This window comes from Streptomyces sp. NPDC017943, assembly GCF_044328425.1.
GTDB lineage: Bacteria > Actinomycetota > Actinomycetes > Streptomycetales > Streptomycetaceae > Streptomyces > Streptomyces djakartensis_A.
In genome coordinates this window covers 48,684-65,264 of record NZ_JBIRHH010000014.1, presented here as the reverse complement: position 1 = coordinate 65,264, position 16,581 = coordinate 48,684, and the positions used below count along the sequence as shown (strand labels likewise).

14 protein-coding genes and 1 pseudogene are annotated in these 16,581 nt (G+C 69.5%); 9 read left to right on the top strand and 6 right to left on the bottom strand.

Annotation, left to right across the window (positions count from 1 at the left end; all coding sequences use genetic code 11):
- The 8 genes and pseudogenes from ACH4C6_RS32450 to ACH4C6_RS32415 form a co-directional block, all read left to right on the top strand.
- Positions 1-199 (top strand): annotated as a pseudogene (locus ACH4C6_RS32450) (hypothetical protein); the annotation flags it as partial.
- Entirely contained in the window at positions 199-948 is a 750-nt protein-coding gene (locus tag ACH4C6_RS32445; RefSeq protein WP_398112240.1) for a hypothetical protein, read from the top strand. The pseudogene ACH4C6_RS32450 and the gene ACH4C6_RS32445, both read left to right, overlap by 1 nt.
- A gap of 134 nt (positions 949-1,082) precedes the next feature.
- On the top strand, positions 1,083-1,457 hold the full coding sequence (locus ACH4C6_RS32440; protein ID WP_398112239.1) for a hypothetical protein: 375 nt from the start codon (positions 1,083-1,085) through the stop codon (positions 1,455-1,457).
- A complete protein-coding gene (locus ACH4C6_RS32435) occupies positions 1,450-2,457 on the top strand; it encodes a DUF5131 family protein (protein ID WP_398112238.1) in 1,008 nt (335 codons plus the stop codon). The genes ACH4C6_RS32440 and ACH4C6_RS32435 overlap by 8 nt, the downstream gene beginning before the upstream one ends.
- A gap of 5 nt (positions 2,458-2,462) precedes the next feature.
- The gene (locus ACH4C6_RS32430; RefSeq protein ID WP_398112237.1) at positions 2,463-2,693 is read left to right on the top strand and encodes a hypothetical protein; all 231 of its coding nucleotides are present in this window, start codon (positions 2,463-2,465) and stop codon (positions 2,691-2,693) included.
- Between the two features lie 478 nt (positions 2,694-3,171).
- On the top strand, positions 3,172-4,554 hold the full coding sequence (locus tag ACH4C6_RS32425; protein WP_398112236.1) for a ParB/RepB/Spo0J family partition protein: 1,383 nt from the start codon (positions 3,172-3,174) through the stop codon (positions 4,552-4,554).
- A gap of 96 nt (positions 4,555-4,650) precedes the next feature.
- Entirely contained in the window at positions 4,651-5,556 is a 906-nt protein-coding gene (locus ACH4C6_RS32420; protein ID WP_376330502.1) for a ParA family protein, read from the top strand.
- A 250-nt stretch (positions 5,557-5,806) separates the two neighbouring features.
- Positions 5,807-7,699 carry a DUF2637 domain-containing protein gene (locus ACH4C6_RS32415; protein ID WP_398112235.1) on the top strand — a complete coding sequence of 631 codons (1,893 nt, stop codon included), beginning with the start codon at positions 5,807-5,809 and terminating at the stop codon, positions 7,697-7,699.
- A gap of 267 nt (positions 7,700-7,966) precedes the next feature.
- On the opposite strand, the gene ACH4C6_RS32410 is transcribed toward ACH4C6_RS32415, so the two are convergent.
- Entirely contained in the window at positions 7,967-8,164 is a 198-nt protein-coding gene (locus ACH4C6_RS32410) for a hypothetical protein (protein ID WP_398112234.1), read from the bottom strand.
- A gap of 741 nt (positions 8,165-8,905) precedes the next feature.
- On the opposite strand from ACH4C6_RS32410, the gene ACH4C6_RS32405 reads away from it, so the two are divergent.
- On the top strand, positions 8,906-11,032 hold the full coding sequence (locus ACH4C6_RS32405) for a tetratricopeptide repeat protein (protein ID WP_398112233.1): 2,127 nt from the start codon (positions 8,906-8,908) through the stop codon (positions 11,030-11,032).
- A 426-nt stretch (positions 11,033-11,458) separates the two neighbouring features.
- Here the strand turns inward: ACH4C6_RS32405 and ACH4C6_RS32400 are convergent, their stop codons facing one another.
- From ACH4C6_RS32400 to ACH4C6_RS32380, 5 genes are read right to left on the bottom strand one after another with little or no spacing between them, the layout of a single operon-like run.
- Entirely contained in the window at positions 11,459-14,917 is a 3,459-nt protein-coding gene (locus ACH4C6_RS32400; RefSeq protein ID WP_398112232.1) for a hypothetical protein, read from the bottom strand.
- Positions 14,917-15,369: a TadE/TadG family type IV pilus assembly protein gene (locus ACH4C6_RS32395; RefSeq protein WP_398112231.1), complete on the bottom strand. Its 453-nt coding sequence runs from the start codon at positions 15,367-15,369 to the stop codon at positions 14,917-14,919. The genes ACH4C6_RS32400 and ACH4C6_RS32395 overlap by 1 nt, the downstream gene beginning before the upstream one ends.
- Positions 15,369-15,830, bottom strand: coding sequence for a TadE family protein (locus tag ACH4C6_RS32390; RefSeq protein WP_376330510.1), 462 nt, complete (start codon positions 15,828-15,830; stop codon positions 15,369-15,371). Before ACH4C6_RS32390 ends, ACH4C6_RS32395 begins: the two co-directional genes overlap by 1 nt.
- Positions 15,827-16,252, bottom strand: coding sequence for a TadE/TadG family type IV pilus assembly protein (locus ACH4C6_RS32385; RefSeq protein ID WP_398112230.1), 426 nt, complete (start codon positions 16,250-16,252; stop codon positions 15,827-15,829). Before ACH4C6_RS32385 ends, ACH4C6_RS32390 begins: the two co-directional genes overlap by 4 nt.
- On the bottom strand, positions 16,252-16,413 hold the full coding sequence (locus ACH4C6_RS32380; protein ID WP_398112229.1) for a hypothetical protein: 162 nt from the start codon (positions 16,411-16,413) through the stop codon (positions 16,252-16,254). Before ACH4C6_RS32380 ends, ACH4C6_RS32385 begins: the two co-directional genes overlap by 1 nt.
- Between the last annotated feature and the right edge of the window lie 168 nt (positions 16,414-16,581).

Sequence of the window (16,581 nt, the reverse complement as noted above, 5' to 3'; positions counted from 1 at the left end):
GGGGCATCGCGCGGCGACGCCGGGGGCGCCGGGGCTGGGGTTGGCCGCGGTTTGTCTCGCCTTTGCTTCTCTGGCCGCGCGCGGCGGGGGGGCGCGCCCCCACGGCCACCAGGTCGCCGATCGGGGCACCCCGGCCAAGGCCGTCCTGGACGCCTACGACGCCGCCCACCCCACCACCTCCCTGGCGGAGGCGAGCTGATGGACGCCATCCCTCTTGCCCTGGACGGCTACCTCGCCGCCGAAGCCGAACCCGGAGACCGCGAGGGCACCGTCTCCTGGCGGTTGACCTGCTCCGCCGGCACCGACCACCTGGTCGAAGAAGCGGTCATCCCCTGCACGACCATCGAGCCGGAGATCGCGCACGCGATGCTCACCGAGCGGCAGCCCGGCGACCTGCTGCGCGTCACCGGCCACCTCACGTTCCCAAACACCGCCGACGGGGTCATCCGGCTGCACGCCGAAGGCCTCGAGGTGCTGTGGGAAGCACCGGTGCTGGACGCGGATGACGAAGCAGGGGACACGGCGACCGCCACGGGCGCGGACGCCGAGCGCAACACGGCGATCGCGGCGCTCGCCGAAGCCCTCACCGGCTTCGCCCAGGACGGCCCCGGCCCCGGGCAGAGCATCCGCCTCCACATCAGCCCGACCGGTGCCCTCGGTACAGGCCTGGAGCACTGCCACGGCTTCGACGTCACCCCGGCCATCGCCCACCGGCTCGCCGACTACATCGACACCATGAGCTGCTTCATGGACAGCGAACACCCCGGCAGCGTCGTCCTGGACCCGGAGACCGTCGCGGACCTGACCGATCTGTTCGAGGACATCGACCTGACCGACCTCACGAACACGGTCCTCAACGCCACCCGGCCCGAACACCGGCCCGCCGTCACCCAGGCGATGGACGACATGTTCGGCGACATCCCCGCCCCCGAGGACACCGACCCGTGACCGCCCGCCACCAGTACCTCGTGATCACCAGCACCAGCACCAGCACCGACTGACAAGACCCCCCTCAGAGCCGCGCCCGCCTCCCGGCCGGGCGCGGCGCCCTCTCGCCTTTGACGAACTACGAAAGGACCGCTGTGCCCCGTCAGACCGTTACCACCACCACCGGCCGCCCGCCGATCGTCGCGCTGTGCGGATCGACCCAGTACTGGGACGCCCTAGCCGAAGCCAACCTCTACGAGACCGCCGCCGGCCGCATCGTCCTCGCCCCCGGCTGCAACCTCAAGCAGCCCCACCCGCTGTGGGCAGACCCGGACCGGGCGGCCCGGCTCAAGCAGCAACTCGACACCCTGCACCGGCAAAAGATCGACCTCGCCGACGAAGTCCTCATCGTCAACCCGGGCGGCTACATCGGCGACTCCACCCGCAGCGAGATCGACTACGCACGCCGCCTCGGCAAGCCCATCCGCTACACCCACCCCACCGCTGAAGGAGAAGCCGACCATGGCTGACAGCACCACCATCGAGTGGACCGACAGCACCTGGAACCCGGTCACCGGCTGCACCAAGGTCAGCCCCGGCTGCGACAACTGCTACGCCTCGACCTTCGCCGAACGCTGGCGTGGCACCGCAGGCCATCACTTCGAGTACGGCTTCGACATCACCCTGCGGCCGGAACGCCTGCGGCTGCCGATGACTTGGCGCACGCCGCGTCGGATCTTCCTCGACAGTATGTCTGACCTGTTCCACACGGACATTCCCGACGACTACATCGCCCAGGTGTTCGCCGTCATGGCGCTCACCCCGCAGCACACGTACCAGGTCCTCACCAAGCGGCACGGGCGTATGAAGGCGCTGCTGTCGCGCCCGTTCTTCTGGCATCTGGTCGCTGATCAGGGCAGGGAGCACTTCATCGGCTGCCAGGAGGACTGGCTGGCCGTCGGCGCGATGCTGGGCGGCCACCCTCTTCCCAACGTGTGGTTGGGCGTCTCGGTCGAAGACCAGAAGTGGGCGGAACTCCGCATCCCCGCCCTGCTGGAGACCCCGGCGGCCGTGCGCTTTCTGTCCTGCGAGCCGCTGCTGGGGCCGGTCGACCTCAAGCAGGCCGTCATCCCCATGGGTAGCGAGCGCGGCCACGGCCTGACCGCCTCCTACGTCCACGCTGGCTGCTGCTGCCAGCGACGCTTCCACGGCATCGACTGGGTCATTGTCGGCGGCGAATCAGGTCTGGGGGCCCGTCCGATGCACCCCCAGTGGGCGCGATCCTTACGCGACCAGTGCGAATGGGCAGGCGTGCCGTTCTTCGTCAAGCAATGGGGAGCGCACGCACCCGAAGCCCACGGGCACGACCGCGGTGCCGTCGCCCTCATCGACACCCAGGGCCGCAGCTGGAACGGCAGGGAAGCCCTCGCCCCGCAGGACGCGGTCCGCATGCGCCGCGTCGGCAAGAAGAACGCTGGCCGGCTCCTGGACGGCCAGCACCACGACTCCGTCCCAACCCCCGTCCGGTGAGCGGCATGACCGGCCGCGTGTACCTCGAACGAGGCCACCCGGTCACCGTGGTCATCCCGTACTGCGCGCGCCGCGCCCCTGACATCACCGGCGCCTGGCTGCACTTCCAGTGGCCCGGCCGGCCACCTGTCGCCGGGCCACGCAATGTGGCGATCCGCCGCACCGACGGATCGATCGTCGTCCGACCGTTCCGAGGCCTCACCCGGAGCGCTCCGCACGACAGCGAGGACGGCTGACACGACAACAGCAGGCCCCGCCTCCCGGACTCTCGGGCGTAGGTTCTAGCGGTCCTCGCAACACTCATGATCATGGGAGTTGCGAGGACCGTGGGCGGTAAGAGGCTCGATCCGGAGCTGAAGAGGCTGTTCGCCTTGAACCAAGATCCGGGGTGCAGGGCCTTTCGTGTTTGTGGGTCTCTCTTCGAGCCGTAGCCGAATCCTGGCACGGCCGTCCCTGGCACTCAGCGCGGTACCCGGCGCAGGGGGAGAGGTCATCTGATCGAGTATTCCGACGGAATATCAGTTCCCCAGGCCGTCACACGGCAGCACGCTGGACGCGTGGACACAACGAGACGAGAGCTACCAAATTTGGGCGTATGGATCGCCCCGAAGCCTCGGATATTCCGACGGAATACCGCCCCGTTGGCGAGGACCGAGCTACCAGCCCGCTAGGGTCACCTGCAGTTGGCACCCTTTCGTCTCAGGAGTACCCCTCATGGCCGCTGGAGCCTCCGGGCCCACGATGACCTTCGGCAGGAAGAAGAAGACCCGAAGCATCTGGGACGACCCTGATGCCGTTGAGGTCATCGAAATCCCCCTCGAGCAACTCCACCCCAACCCCTTCAATCCTCGCCTCGTCTACCGGGATGAGGACATCGAGGACCTCACCGAGTCGATCAAGGCAGAAGGCGGAGTCCTGCAGGACCTGTCGGTTGCTGAGGTCGGAGGGTTCCTCGAGTACTGGCGTGCCCGCCTTGCTGAGACGCAGCCGGAGAAGCTCGATGAGCTGGAAGACAAACTGGGATCGGTCCCGGCGGGGGACTACGTCACCCTGATCGGACACAACAGGGCGATGTCTCTGGCCCGGGCCGGCCACGACACTGCTCCCTGCAAAGTCACGAACTCGAAAATCCCCAGGGCTCGGCTCCTCGGCCTGCCCGAGAACATGCGGCGGATCCCCCTCAACCCGATCGAAGAGGCCTTGGGCTTTCAAGGAGCGCTCGACGACGGGATGCTTCAAGCGGAGGTCGCCGCACAGACGGGTTGCAAGCAGCCTCACATCTCGCGCCGGATCAAGCTCCTGAAGCTGCCCACCGAAGTACAGAAGGCCGTCATGGACGGACTCGCTGTCAGCGAGGCAGAGATCCTGCTCGACAGGCTCACCACTCCGGAGCAGATGCTGCAGGCCTGGCTGGTCATGAAGGAGGAGGGAATCAAGGCCGCCTTCGCCGCCGCCAGGGTTCTGGCACCGCCAGCACCCACAACCTCCAAGACCGAGGTCAAGACCAAGCTGGCTCCCCCCGTTCCGCAGCAGCAGAAGCACTCCCCCGACGAGCCCGGACCCGAGACAGCCCCGCCAAGGGGTGCCAATCCTGAAGTAGCCAAGCCAGGCAGCTCTGCACTCGGCGCCTCCGACAAGCAGCAGACCGGGCGGACCAATCCCGAGGAACAGAAGGAACCGCAACGCGATCCCAGCGCCGAAGCGGCACAACTGCGCGTGCTGGCCTGCCGCACCGTCCTGGAACTGGGAGTCCCCTCGAATCCCCGGGAGACCCTGCGCCTCCTCGCCCCCGCCCTGCTCGCTGCCCCGAGCAAGGCCGCACGGGAGACGGCCCACGAGTGGCTCCGCTCAAGCGCCAAGCCCATCGGGCCCGATGCGGCGAGGCCGGACAAATACTTCGCGGAGGTGTCCGCATCCGGCGACGCAAAGCTGACCGCTCACGTGGCCCTGGCCGTCGCCCTGGCCACCGCCGAGCAGCGCGCCTCGGCCGCCAGCCGCCCCTGGGATGCCCAGGACCGTGACTACCTCGCCCACCTCAAGTCCGCCGTCAACTATCAGCCCACCCAGTGGGAACAGGACCGCCTCGGCGGCAAGTGAGGCAGGCTCGTATTCCGTCGGAATACCGCGCTCGCTGAGGCAGCGATATTCCGACGGAATACGAGGGCGCCCCCAGCACGACCCTCAGGAGATCCATTGCCAACCTCTAGGACCACCCAGGCATCCGAAGAGCCCCGCATCTTCGCCTGCTCTGTCATCGCCGGTGGCGCTGGCAAGACTCAGGACGTCATCAACCTCGCCGTTGAGGCGGCCGGGCGTGGGCATTCCGTAGCCGTCGTCGACTTCGACCCCCAGCGCACCGCGTCCCACATCCTCGGCTACCAGGACCCCCCCGAGGGCCAGCCGACCATCTTCGATGTCCTGCAGGGGAAGCACCGGCTTGAGGAAGCCGTCGTGCCCGCCCGCTACCGCATCGGTGAAGGCGAAGACGACAGCGCGTTCCGCCGTATCCCCAACCTCGACCTCATCCTCGGGACGCCAGAGATGGCGGATGCGGAAGTCAACCTTGGCCTCGACCCTGCCGGCGTGCTGTGGCTGCAGAACGTCCTGGACGAGCAGCTGCCCCCAGGCCGCTGGAGCATCCTGTTCTTCGACTGCGGTCCGACACTCGGCATTCTTCTGCTGTCGATCGCTATGGTCGGCCCGGAGGTCATCGGATGCGTCGCCGACGAGTTCAAGTACATCATCGGCCTGCAAGACCTCGAAGACACCCTGGACAAGGGGGCTCGCAAGTTCCGCCGCTTCGGCTTCAAGACCGAGGTCCAGCACATCCTCGCCACCAACATCCCCTTGGACGCCCAAGGCAACATCCGTCGCAGCGGCGGAGCTGTCGCAGACGATGCCATCAAAGCAATCCGCGGCAACCCGGACTGGAACACCAAGCTGCTCCCCATCATCCGCCGCAAGCAGCGCTTCAAGGACACCATCGTTACGCAGCGCCCGCTGCGATTCCTTGATCCCCGCAACGAAGCACTCCAGGACATCGCTGCTGTCGCGGACGCCCTCGGCATCCAGCGCCTCAACTCCACGCGGAAGCGATGAGCTTATTCCGACGGAATATCGTGCACGCGCGGCGCCTGACCCCTCGGCCTGGGGGACAGGCGCCGCACTGTTGTCCTAGGGCACGACAGAACGGACGCCGAGCGCGCACTGCACACCGCCGTGGATGGCCCTCAATGATCACTTTTCGCGGACGATCCGCCCAGAGCCGATCCCGAAGGGCCACAACCCGACCCACATCGTGGGAGTGTGAGAACAGCTCATTTGTGAGGCTTGGATAGGGGAGTGGGACGTGGCTGCGGGGAACGGTGCGATACCCCAGCTGACCCGAGCACATCGGGTCCTGATCGGCGTGGTGGTTACCGGCGCCGTCATCATCGCCGGCATCGGCTTCGCGGGTTCGTACGCTGCCGTCCGCGAGTTGGCCATCCAGAAGGGCTTCGGGAAGTTCTCCTATGTCTTCCCGATCGGCATCGACGCGGGCATCTGCGTCCTGCTCGCCCTGGACCTCCTCCTGACCTGGATCCGCATCCCCTTCCCCCTCCTTCGCCAGACGGCGTGGCTGCTGACGGCGGCAACCATCGCCTTCAACGGCGCGGCGGCCTGGCCGGATCCGCTCGGCGTGGGAATGCACGCCGTCATCCCGGTCCTGTTCGTGGTTGCCGTCGAGGCGGCTCGGCACGCGATCGGCCGCATCGCGGACATCACTGCCGACAAACACATGGAGGGTGTGCGCCTCACCCGCTGGATACTCTCCCCGATCCCCACGTTCCTGCTCTGGCGGCGAATGAAGCTCTGGGAGCTCCGCTCCTACGACCAAGTCATCAAGCTGGAGCAGGAACGCCTCGTCTACCAGGCAGCCCTCCGCTCCCGCTTCGGCCGCGGGTGGCGACGCAAGGCCCCCATTGAGGCGTTGATGCCGCTACGACTGGCCCGCTACGGCGTCCCGCTCGCGGAGACGGCGCCTGCCGGTCTTGCCGCAGCCGGCATCGAGGAGCCGCCGATCCAGTTCACCATCGAGCGGGTTCCCTCTCCCGCACCACCGGAAGACTCCGGACTCAACGCCGAGGCAGAACACGAGCCGGGAACGGCCGAGCTGGAAAGTGCAGAAGTGGAAACGGAGCCGGTCCAGGCAGCCTCAACTCCGAGGGCTGAGCTGCCGGAGGAACCGCAGGCATCGACCGTGGAAGCCGCTGAGCGGTTCACCGAGGCATACCAGGCGTTCCTCACCCAGTTCCAGGCTGAGCCGACCCCGGCGCAGTGGGCCTACTGGCTCCGTGACACCTATGGCATCTCCACGGGATCCGGTGACCCGCTCTCCGAGGACCAGGTGCAGCCGCTGCTCCAGGTCCTCCAGGCGCGCTATGCGCTCGACCACCAAGAACCCGACGCCACCGACGAAGCCGAGCCAGTCGACCAGTGGTACGACTACTTCCACAGCGCCTGGCGTACCTACGCGCAGGAGTACGGCGCATACCCCGATGCCGCCGCCCTCGCCGCGTACGTATACGAGCGAGACTCCATCACCGGAGACGGCGGCCGTCCCATCACGGGCGACGACTTGGCAGACTTCGTCGCGAGCTTCCAGGAGCACGAACTCCGCAGCAGCGAGCCACTATCGGCTGAGACTGCGGCCGATCCCGGTGAGCACGTCACTGAGGTTCTGCCGGAGGGGGAGCCCGAGGCGGCACCCGCCGGCGCGGGCGCGCCGGCTGCCAAGGAGCCGCGCACCCCGCGGGTGAACGCCGCCATCGATGACGCGCTACCGGAAGAGGACGGCACACCGGACGGGCCTGTCGGCCTGACCACCGTCGACCGCTACTACCTTGCTTGGATGGAGTACCAGAGCCAGAACGGAGGCGAACCGCAGTCCTCGACGCGGGAGGCCGAGGAACTGTCCGCCTACTTGGCTAGCAAGGGAATGCGCGGCCGTGCCGACAAGCCGGTCAGCCCAGCCACCCTGCGCCGCTACCTCCTGCCGTTTCGCGTGTACAACATCTGGGCCGAGCAGCGAGTGCGCAGCGATGTGCCATCACTCGACACCGTTGCGCAGGAGTGCGCAGCCCAAGGGATCACTGCGCAGTACAACAAGCCCTTCAAGGCCGACTACCTCGCCGAGCAGGCCGTCGACTTCGAGCGGCGCTGGCAGACCCTCGTCCGTCACCACGCCAACGCGCAGCAGTAAGCCCGCCACCGCGCACCGGCTGCGCATCGGTCCTCATGCCAGCCGTCCGGCTGCGCAATGAGAAGAATCCCCTGGTCAGGGGCGCATTGCGCAGGCATTGTGATCATTGCGCAGCCTGGCGCATCGCACCCGTGCGTTTTGCGCAGCCCCGGTCCGCGATCCAGGAGCACTTCGACCGAACCGCGACGTGCGACGGCCCCGAACGAGGGTCCAGGGTGTGGTTCGGTGCGGGGCTTGGGGCCGTCAGCCTGCGGCCGGTGGGCTGGTTCAGACGAAGAGGGCAGCGAGGGCACCCGCTACCGCAGCGGCGAGGGTGATGACTGCGGCGAAGGCGGTGGCGGCTCGGGTGAGAGCGGCTGGGTAGGTGGCGCCGTCCATGCGCGCGAGTTTGGCCGCGCCGGCGGCGGCCAATAGCGCAATGACGATCACGAGTGCGGTGGCGAGGAGGGCGACGGCGACGGTCACGGCAGGCTCCCGATTCACGAGATGGGGTGTCGTGGTCGAAAGTCGCGGAATGCCTGTTCGCCGGGGTTCGCCGGAGGAAGATGAACACCGGCGAACACGGGCTTTGCGGGGGGCGAGCGGGTGCAGTACGAGCGGGACGGCAACGGTGACAATCCGGCGCTCACGGAGCTGCGCGGGAGGCTGAGCGACGGACTGGCTCGTAACCGGATCAACAAGACAGAACTCGCCCGCCGGTCGGAGCTGGGGCGGACGACCGTATCGGAGGCCTTCCAGACCGGCGGGCCGGTGCCCTCGTCGCGCACGGTGCAGGTACTGGCCGAAGCGTTGAAGCTGCCTGTCGCGGAGTTGCTGGACTTGCAGCGGGACGCGGACCAAGGCGGGGGAGCACAGCGGCCGGTGCCGGGCCGTGCGATCGGGCAGTGGGAGCCGCACGCTCTGGAAGTCCATCCGGCAGGGCCCAGCAGCATCGTTCCCGGCAGTGATGCGCCGGGGGTGCGTGTGCTGCCGGGGTACGTCGAGCGCGCGCATGACCTGGTGCTGGCGGAAGCGGTCCGGGACGCTGCAGCCGGCCGCAGCCGGATGGTGGTCCTGGTGGGAGGTTCGTCGACGGGCAAGACACGGGCATGCTGGGAGGCTGTCCAGCCGCTCGCGGACATGGGGTGGAGGCTTTGGCATCCATTCGATCCCACCCGCGCCGAGGCCGCTCTCGATGACCTGCACCGTGTCGCACCAAAAACCGTGGTGTGGCTGAACGAAGCCCAGCACTACCTCGGCGACCGGGAGGCAGGGGAGCGCATCGCCGCCGTACTCCATAACCTGCTCACCACCCCGGAGCGTGGTCCAGTTCTGGTACTCGGCACCCTCTGGCCCGAGTACGCCGCCCGCTACGCCACCCTGCCCTCCCCGAAGGGGGAAGACCCGCACAGCCGGGTGCGGGAACTCCTGTCCGGCCGCACGCTCACCGTCCCCGAAGCGTTCGACGCCCAGGCGCTGGCCACCGCGGCAGCCCTCGCCCGGGACGGTGACCGGCTCCTGGCCGATGCCCTCACCCGCGCCGACACCGACGGGCGAGTGACTCAGGACCTGGCCGGTGCCCCCGAGCTGCTCAACCGCTACGAACGTGCGACCCCTGCGGCCCGAGCGGTGCTGGAGGCGGCGATGGACGCGCGCCGTCTCGGTGTCGGCCTCCACCTTCCGCAGGCCTTTCTCACCGACGCCGCCGCTGACTATCTCACCGACACCGATTACGACCAGCTCACCGAGGACTGGGCCGAACAGGCCTTCGCCGAACTCGCCGAGCAGGTCCACGGCAAACAAGCCCCCCTGCGCAACACCGCTCTCCGCCCCCAACGACGACCGCCTACGCCCTCCCCGCCTGCCGACATCCCGGCCCCGGCGACTGCGGGGCCGATGTTTCGGCTCGCCGACTACCTCGAACAACACGGCCGCACCGCCCGCGGACCGCTGTGTCCGCCCGCTTCCTTCTGGCATGCCGCCCTCACCCACCCCACCCACCCCGACGACCTGAACAACCTCGCCACGGCAGCCCAGACCCGGCACCGCCTGCAATGGGCCCACCACCTCCTACACCGCGCCGCCGACCACGGCAGCACCGACGCCCTGGTCCGCCTGGCCGAGGGGCGGGAGGAGGCGGGGGACCGGGAGGGCGCCCAGCGCCGCTACCGGCAGGCCGCCGACCATGGCGACACCTACGCCCTGGGCCGCTTGGCCCTGGTGCGGGAGGTGGCCGGGGACCGGGAGGGCGCCGAGGACCTCGCCCGGCGGGCCGCCGGCCACGGCAGCACGAACGCCATGACCCTCCTGGCCCTGATGCGGGAGGAGCGGGACCGGGAGGGCGCCGAGCACCTCTACCGGCAGGCCGCCGACCACGGCAGCACCGACGCTCTGGTCCGCCTGGTCGTGATGCGGGAGCGGGCCGGGGACCGGGAGGGCGCCGAGGCCCTCGCCCGGCAGGCCGCCGACCACGGCAGCACCGACGCCCTGGTCCGCTTGGCCGAGGGGCGGGAGGAGGCGGGGGACCGGGAGGGCGCCGAGCACCTCTACCGGCAGGCCGCCGACCATGGCGACACCTACGCCCTGCGCCGCCTGGCCGAGGGGCGGGAAAAGGCGGGGGACCGGGAGGGCGCCGAGGACCTCTACCGGCAGGCCGCCAGCCACGGCAGCACCGACGCCCTGGTCCTCCTGGCCGTGATGCGGGAGGTGGCCGGGGACCGGGAAAGCGCCGAGCACCTCTACCGGCAGGCCGCCGGCCACGGCGACACCTACGGCCTGGGCCGCTTGGCCGTGATGCGGGAGGAGGCGGGGGACCGGGAGGGCGCCGAGGACCTGGCCCGGCGGGCCGCCGGCCACGGCAGCACCGACGCCATGATCCTCCTGACCCTGATGCGGGAGGAGGCGGGGGACCGGGAGGGCGCCGAGGCCCTCGCCCGGCAGGCCGCCGACCACGGCAGCACCCACGGCCTGGGCCGCTTGGCCGAGGGGCGGGAGGAGGCGGGGGACCGGGAGGGCGCCGAGGCCCTCGCCCGGCAGGCCGCCAGCCACGGCGACACCTACGCCCTAGTCCACTTGGCTGAGGGGCGGGAGAAGGCGGGGGACCGGGAGGGCGCCGAGCACCTCTACCGGCAGGCCGCCGACCACGGCGACACCCTCGCCACGATCCTTCTGGCCAAGAGGCGAGAGAAGGCCGGAGACCGGGAGGGCGCCGAGCACCTCTACCGGCAGGCCGCCAACCACGTCACTGGGGATTCAATTCTCAGGCAGATCTTTCTAAAGCGGTGGCCCGAGGGACTAGACCCAGACGGCACGCCCACGCGGCCATGGCAATGCTCCACGTGCCACTCAACTTGACCTACCGGGCACCACATAGTGAAGACGTGTGGTGGACGGCGTCCGTCCTTAATGAGGCTATTTGCCCTCCGTGTGGCGCACCGCCGCGATCGAACGAGCGTCCACGAAGTGGTCCGTCCGAACCACTTCCCGTACGTGCCTAACGTGACTACACACGCAAGAAGTCACCTGACCTGCGCGTACCGACTGATACCCCTAGATAACTGCAGTCGTCACGGGCCGCACCGAGAGCGGCGACACGACGGCCCTCGACGACGACCTGGGGCACCACGCGAAGGCCGTTGCGCAGACCATCCGCGACACCCTGTCCGAGCGGCGCGCACGCCCTCCCGCCTCCGACGAGGCCGCCGTCAACGAACTCCTCGCGTACGCAGCGCACGACGTGGCCTCGGGCAGTGATGGCTGCGGCCTCTATCCACTCAGCGACTAGAGGACCTTGCCCACCGACGCACCCGAACCGTTGAGGAGTTCGTGAATGAGGGCCTCGGTCTCCGTCTCCAAAGAGCAGTCCAACGACCGGTTGACCTGCTGCACCCGTGTGATGGCGGTATGCAGCCCTTGCCGATTCCCGGCCGCATGCTCAATCCGCAGCCAAGCCCGATACAGCAGCTCTGCCGTGTCGTCGACGTCGAGACCGGTCGCGACGGCCTGACGAGCCGCGCTGAGGTCGTGGTGCGGACCTGCGGGCGTGCGGTAGGTGGCCACGGTGTGCGCGACGTCGATGATGCGCGTGATCATTTCCTGCTGGTACGGCTCAGCCCAGGGCAGGGGCTTGCCGCCGAACGGCCGGCCCCGCACCAACGTGAGCGCCCTCTCCAGCTCGGTCAGGCCAGCCGGGCCCATTGGCAGGGCGCGCTCGACGAGTTGGAGGAAGCGGGTCCAGTCGCAGCGCACGCCGGGGGAGAGCCGGTAGGGGCTCTCGCCGGTCTTGCGGCGCGGTACATAGGGGTCGCCGGCCGGGTCGTTCCCCAAGGAGCGACGCAGGCCCTGCATCCGGGCGTTGAGGGTGCTCAGCGACCAAGGGCTGACGGGATCCATGTCCGAACACAAGGCATCAGCGCTCCGCCCGGGCCGGAAGAACAGCAAGGCGGCGAGTTGTGCCATCCGAGGGCCGTGGCCGGTGCTGTCTACGCCGGTCACCTCGACCGGGCCCAGGACCCGGATCTCCGGCGCGTGCAGGTCGTGCGCCTCGCACTCCTCCGTCTCCGGCTTGCGCTCCTCGGCGGGGTCCTCATGGGCCGCAGCCTCCCCGGCGTCTTCCCCGGCGGTGCCTGCAGCCGTCAGCGACACGGGAGCCGGGGGCGCTGTCTCGGCGTGGGGGCCGGACTCGGTGTCGGCTTGAGCTCGCGGCGTAGGCAGGAGACGAAGTCCAGAGGGATCGGTGGTGGCGGCGAGCAGAGCTGGGAACACCTCGCCGCGCGAGTCCGCTTCCGCTGCCAACGAAGGGCTGGTGGCAGCGGGCGCAGGCGTGGTGGGGTCCGCCGATACCGGAGGATCCGGTTGCTGCACGGTGCCGGGCTCGTCCGGGACGTCCTGCCAGGGACCCTCGGCCGGGTGGGACGGTTGCCCGGACACCTTCAGCGCCGTGGTGATCTGCATGTAGGCCGTGTGCTCCAGGCGCTGCACCGTGATGTCGATGCCGGCGTAATCGAGGTTCTGCGGCTCGCTCCGTGAGGCGTTGAGGATCTCCGCTTCGGGGAAGTGCGCGGCCGCCGAACTCGCCGGGGCGACCAGAGTGACGGGCACCGTGCCGGACTTGTCGATGACATCGGCGAACTGCCAGGCCGTGTCCGCGTCCAGAGACGACGCGCACAGCAGCAGATACGGCTGATGCTCGGTCTCGGGCATCTGGTGCGCTTCCAGCAGCCGCTCGGACAGATCGCGCAGCGCGTGCGCGGCTTGCCGCATGTGGGCGATCCGCGCGGTGGGCAGCAGCTGCGGCAGATCCTCGCCGAACCCGATCGTCACGACCTCGACTTCACTCCCCCACGGGCTCATCCCGAGCTCCAGGGCAAGCGAGGTGCACACCTCGGAGATGTGGACCGGGTTGCCGTCCAACAGCAGCGCAGGCAACTGCGCGAGGTTGAGCAACACAAGCTGACCTGCCTTGGTGCTGCCAACCGTGACCAGCCCCGGATACGGCGCCGGTACCTCGCGGGCGGCCTCCTCATCGAGCAGGACCGCATCCGGTGCCAGGACCCACCAACCGCCCTGGCCGGAGACGAAGGGGGCCTGCGCCTCCTGGGAGAGATCCTCGGGCAGTACCTCCACCGCGCGGGCCCCGATCCGGGCGGCCCGCAGCGGCGGCACGGCGGCGGTGCCCTCCGTCTGGGCCGCCTGGTGTGCCAGGGTCCGCAGCGCCATGTCCAGGCGGGCAGCGCCGCCCGGTTCGGCGGCCGCCGCCAACTGGGCCTCTGCGGTGGAGGTTTCCGACGCGATAGCGATCTTCTCGCCGGGCTTGCGGCGGCGGCGCTGGAGCGTCCTGCGCAGGGCGAGGGCCCCGGTGATGGCGGCGGCCAGGAGCGCGCCGGCGCCGAGAACGGTGCGCAGGCTCAGCGGGCCGCTGGCCGGGGCCGTCGCCGGGGTCTCGGACGCAGTGGTGGCGGGTGGCGAGGCAGAGGTAGTGGAGCCGGATGACTCAGCCGATGGCGAGGCGGCAGGGGGCGAGACACTGGTGCTGGGCCGGGGCGTCGCGGAGGCCGAGGCGGACGGAGAGGCCTGATCCTGCCTCCCCTGTTCGGCAGGGCGGCTTGCCTCAGCGCTGGGGGCCGACGCTTCTGGTGCGGGTGCAGCGGTGTGGCTGGGCACGGGCGCCTGTTTATCCCCACTGCCCCCGCCCGGTGTCTGCTCACCGTCGGGCTTCTGCGTGGCCGGGGGAGTGGTCTCCCGGCTCTCCGACTCCTCACCTTGGTCTTGGTCTTGGGGCGGCTGGTCGGTCTGGGTGCCGGGCACGGTGACCTGCTGTCCCGCGTAAATGACGTCCGGGTTGGAGATGGCGGGCAGGCCGCGCGGCTGCGGCTTGTCCCGGCTGGCCTCGAACAGCTCAGGCCACGCGGCAGCGTCGCCGAGCTCTTCCTCCGCAATCTTCGACAGGTAGTCGCCGGAGTGGACCGTGACGACGTGCTCGCCCCTCTCATCAGCTGCCGGGGCGCCATCCCCCAGCTGCGTACGGACGCCTCCCGCCGCATCGGCGGTATCGGGCATCTCCAGCTGCCAGCCGGGCTGCAGAAAGCTGTTTGCGTGGAAGACTTGGCCATCGACCATGGTCCGGCCCTCGTTCAGGTCGGCGATCTCCCGCCACTGTTCTCCGGCCCCCAACTCCCGCTCGGCGATGCTCCACAGGCTCTCCGCGGGCCGCATCTCGCGCACCGTGTACAAAGACGGGGACGCCGAGGTGCTCGGGGAGGGCTGATCGGCTTCGGCGGCGTGCGGGGCCTGCGTCGCCTGGCCGGGGATGAGGGCTCCGGTCGTGGCTGGCGCGGCCTGCGCGTCGGAGGCCAGAGCCGAACTCGTGGGCAGCAGGACCAAGATGCTGCCGATCAGAAGAGCGGCGGCTCGCTGTGAGGAGCCCAGACCGCGCGGGGCGTGCCAGGTGCGGCCACGCAGCTGTGCGATCAGCTCGCGGACGGCGCAGAACGCGAACTGCGCCCACCCGATCCAGCCCACGGCGACGAGCAGCAGCAAAAACACCGCCCCGGTGTCCTGCCGGTCCAGCAGGTGCATGAGGTCGTCGTGGGTGGCATCCCAGATGGCCGGGGTGGCCCAGGCCAGCAGCAGTGGCAGCCCGGCGACCGCGGCGGCCAGGACGATCAAGCTCAGCACGGCCTTGAGGACCCGGGCCAAGGCGTGGCCGGCCGTCGCGGCGGGAGAGGGGGTGGTGCGCATCAGTTTCCTTCAGGAGCGGTGACGCCATGCAGGAGGGTGGCCTTGCCATGGCCGGTCACCGACAACGAGCCGATCCCAACCACCGACAGAAACTTCGTGTCGTACGAGCCGGTGACGTTGACGGTGAGGGTCTTGCCGTCGCCGGACACGCTGACCGTGCCGGTGGCGCCGGCGGAGCGCAAGTAGGCCTGGGCGGCGGCGGCCGCGTCCTGCGGATCCACGACGACTGCGCTTCCGCTGATGGCCTCGGTAGGATCGATGGCCTGCCCGCCCGCCCGGGCGGCTTCGCCGGCGATGTAGTCGGCGCGTTCCGTAGCACGCATCTTGCTGCCGCCGTCGACGGCGACGCCGATGATCCCGATCAGCGCGATGACGCACACGGCGACGAACACGGTGATGCCTCCGGCGTCGTCCAGCCGCGTTCTCCCTAGGCGTGCATGACGGAAGATCATCAGGCACCCCGCTGCCGGTACTGGTCCACGACCGAGGTGGCGGTCGACGTGAGTGTCTTCGCTCCGGGAACCCCGGGCAGCAGCAGATCGGAGAGATTGACCGTGCAGGTCACAGTCGCGGTGACCATCGCTACCTGTCCCACCGGCACGTTCAGACCGCCCGTGTTGATGTTGACGCTGGTGGACGCGCACTTGATGCCCTGGTCGTTCAGGGACTCGGCGGCTGCCGCCTGCGCGGCGCCCTGCGCAGCCCCCGCTGTGCGGTGAATGGAGGCCTCCCGCGCCGCGTCCTCAGCTGCCGCGTCGATCTTCGCTCCGGAGGTGACGACGCGTCCACCAGCGATGGCCATACAGATGAACATGATCAGCGCAGGGACGACAATGGCAGCCTCGATCGCGGCGCTGCCCTCATCGCCGCGGAGCCTGCAAGCCCATCTGTCCGTGTATCGCACCTGATTCACTCTCCCGGGACGGTCCAGCGCTCCACCGGGCCGGATGCCGATTGGCTGACCTGCAGGCCCGACAGGCCGGGGATCATCGACAGGGCCGTGCCGGAGACCTCGACCCGCACCCGCTGCCCGTCGCTGCTGGCGGAGACGCTGTAGCCGCGCAGGCTGTCACCAGCGGTGCGACCCAGCACGTCCCGGGCCTGGGCCGCACCGTCGGCCGGGTTCGACTCATAGGCGCGGGCCGCGGTGAGGCCCTCGCGAGCAGCGGTCAGGGCGATCTGCCGTGCGTAGTACCACATCGAGGCCTGGATGACGGCCACGGTGGCGAGCAGCACGAACGGAAAGATGATCGCCATCTGAATGGAGGTGTCACCACGGTCGTCGCGCCATCTTCGCCCCTGCCACCAGCCCTTCAGCCGATCCGGAGCCGACATCACAGACCGTTGAGCCTTCCGTTGTACTTGGCGATCACGACGGCGATGGTCCCGGCGATCAGGACGGCACCGGTGACGGCGGCCACCCAAATGATGACGGTGGTGGTGCTGATGTCGCCGCGGTCCGGCCGGCGGGAGGCCTCCTGCAGACCCTCCTGCACTCGGGTGGTCAGCCGGAGGACAGCACGATTCGCGCGCGCCCAGGTGCGCGCGCTCCCGCGGCCCCGGCCCGGTCCGTGGGACGCAGTGTCGGAGCCGGTGCGCGGGCGGGTGGTCGCCCGGAGCACAGCACGGCGGGTGCGAGCTGCGGTGTGCTTCATGTTCCTTAC

Bases quoted from the DNA above. Each gene is read 5' to 3' on its own strand.
- ACH4C6_RS32445 (WP_398112240.1), top strand. From the start codon at position 199: ATGGACGCCATCCCTCTTGCCCTGGACGGCTACCTCGCCGCCGAAGCC.
- ACH4C6_RS32435 (WP_398112238.1), top strand. From the start codon at position 1,450: ATGGCTGACAGCACCACCATCGAGTGGACCGACAGCACCTGGAACCCG.
- ACH4C6_RS32430 (WP_398112237.1), top strand. From the start codon at position 2,463: ATGACCGGCCGCGTGTACCTCGAACGAGGCCACCCGGTCACCGTGGTC.
- ACH4C6_RS32425 (WP_398112236.1), top strand. From the start codon at position 3,172: ATGGCCGCTGGAGCCTCCGGGCCCACGATGACCTTCGGCAGGAAGAAG.
- ACH4C6_RS32400 (WP_398112232.1), bottom strand. From the start codon at position 14,917: ATGCGCACCACCCCCTCTCCCGCCGCGACGGCCGGCCACGCCTTGGCC.
- ACH4C6_RS32395 (WP_398112231.1), bottom strand. From the start codon at position 15,369: ATGATCTTCCGTCATGCACGCCTAGGGAGAACGCGGCTGGACGACGCC.
- ACH4C6_RS32385 (WP_398112230.1), bottom strand. From the start codon at position 16,252: ATGTCGGCTCCGGATCGGCTGAAGGGCTGGTGGCAGGGGCGAAGATGG.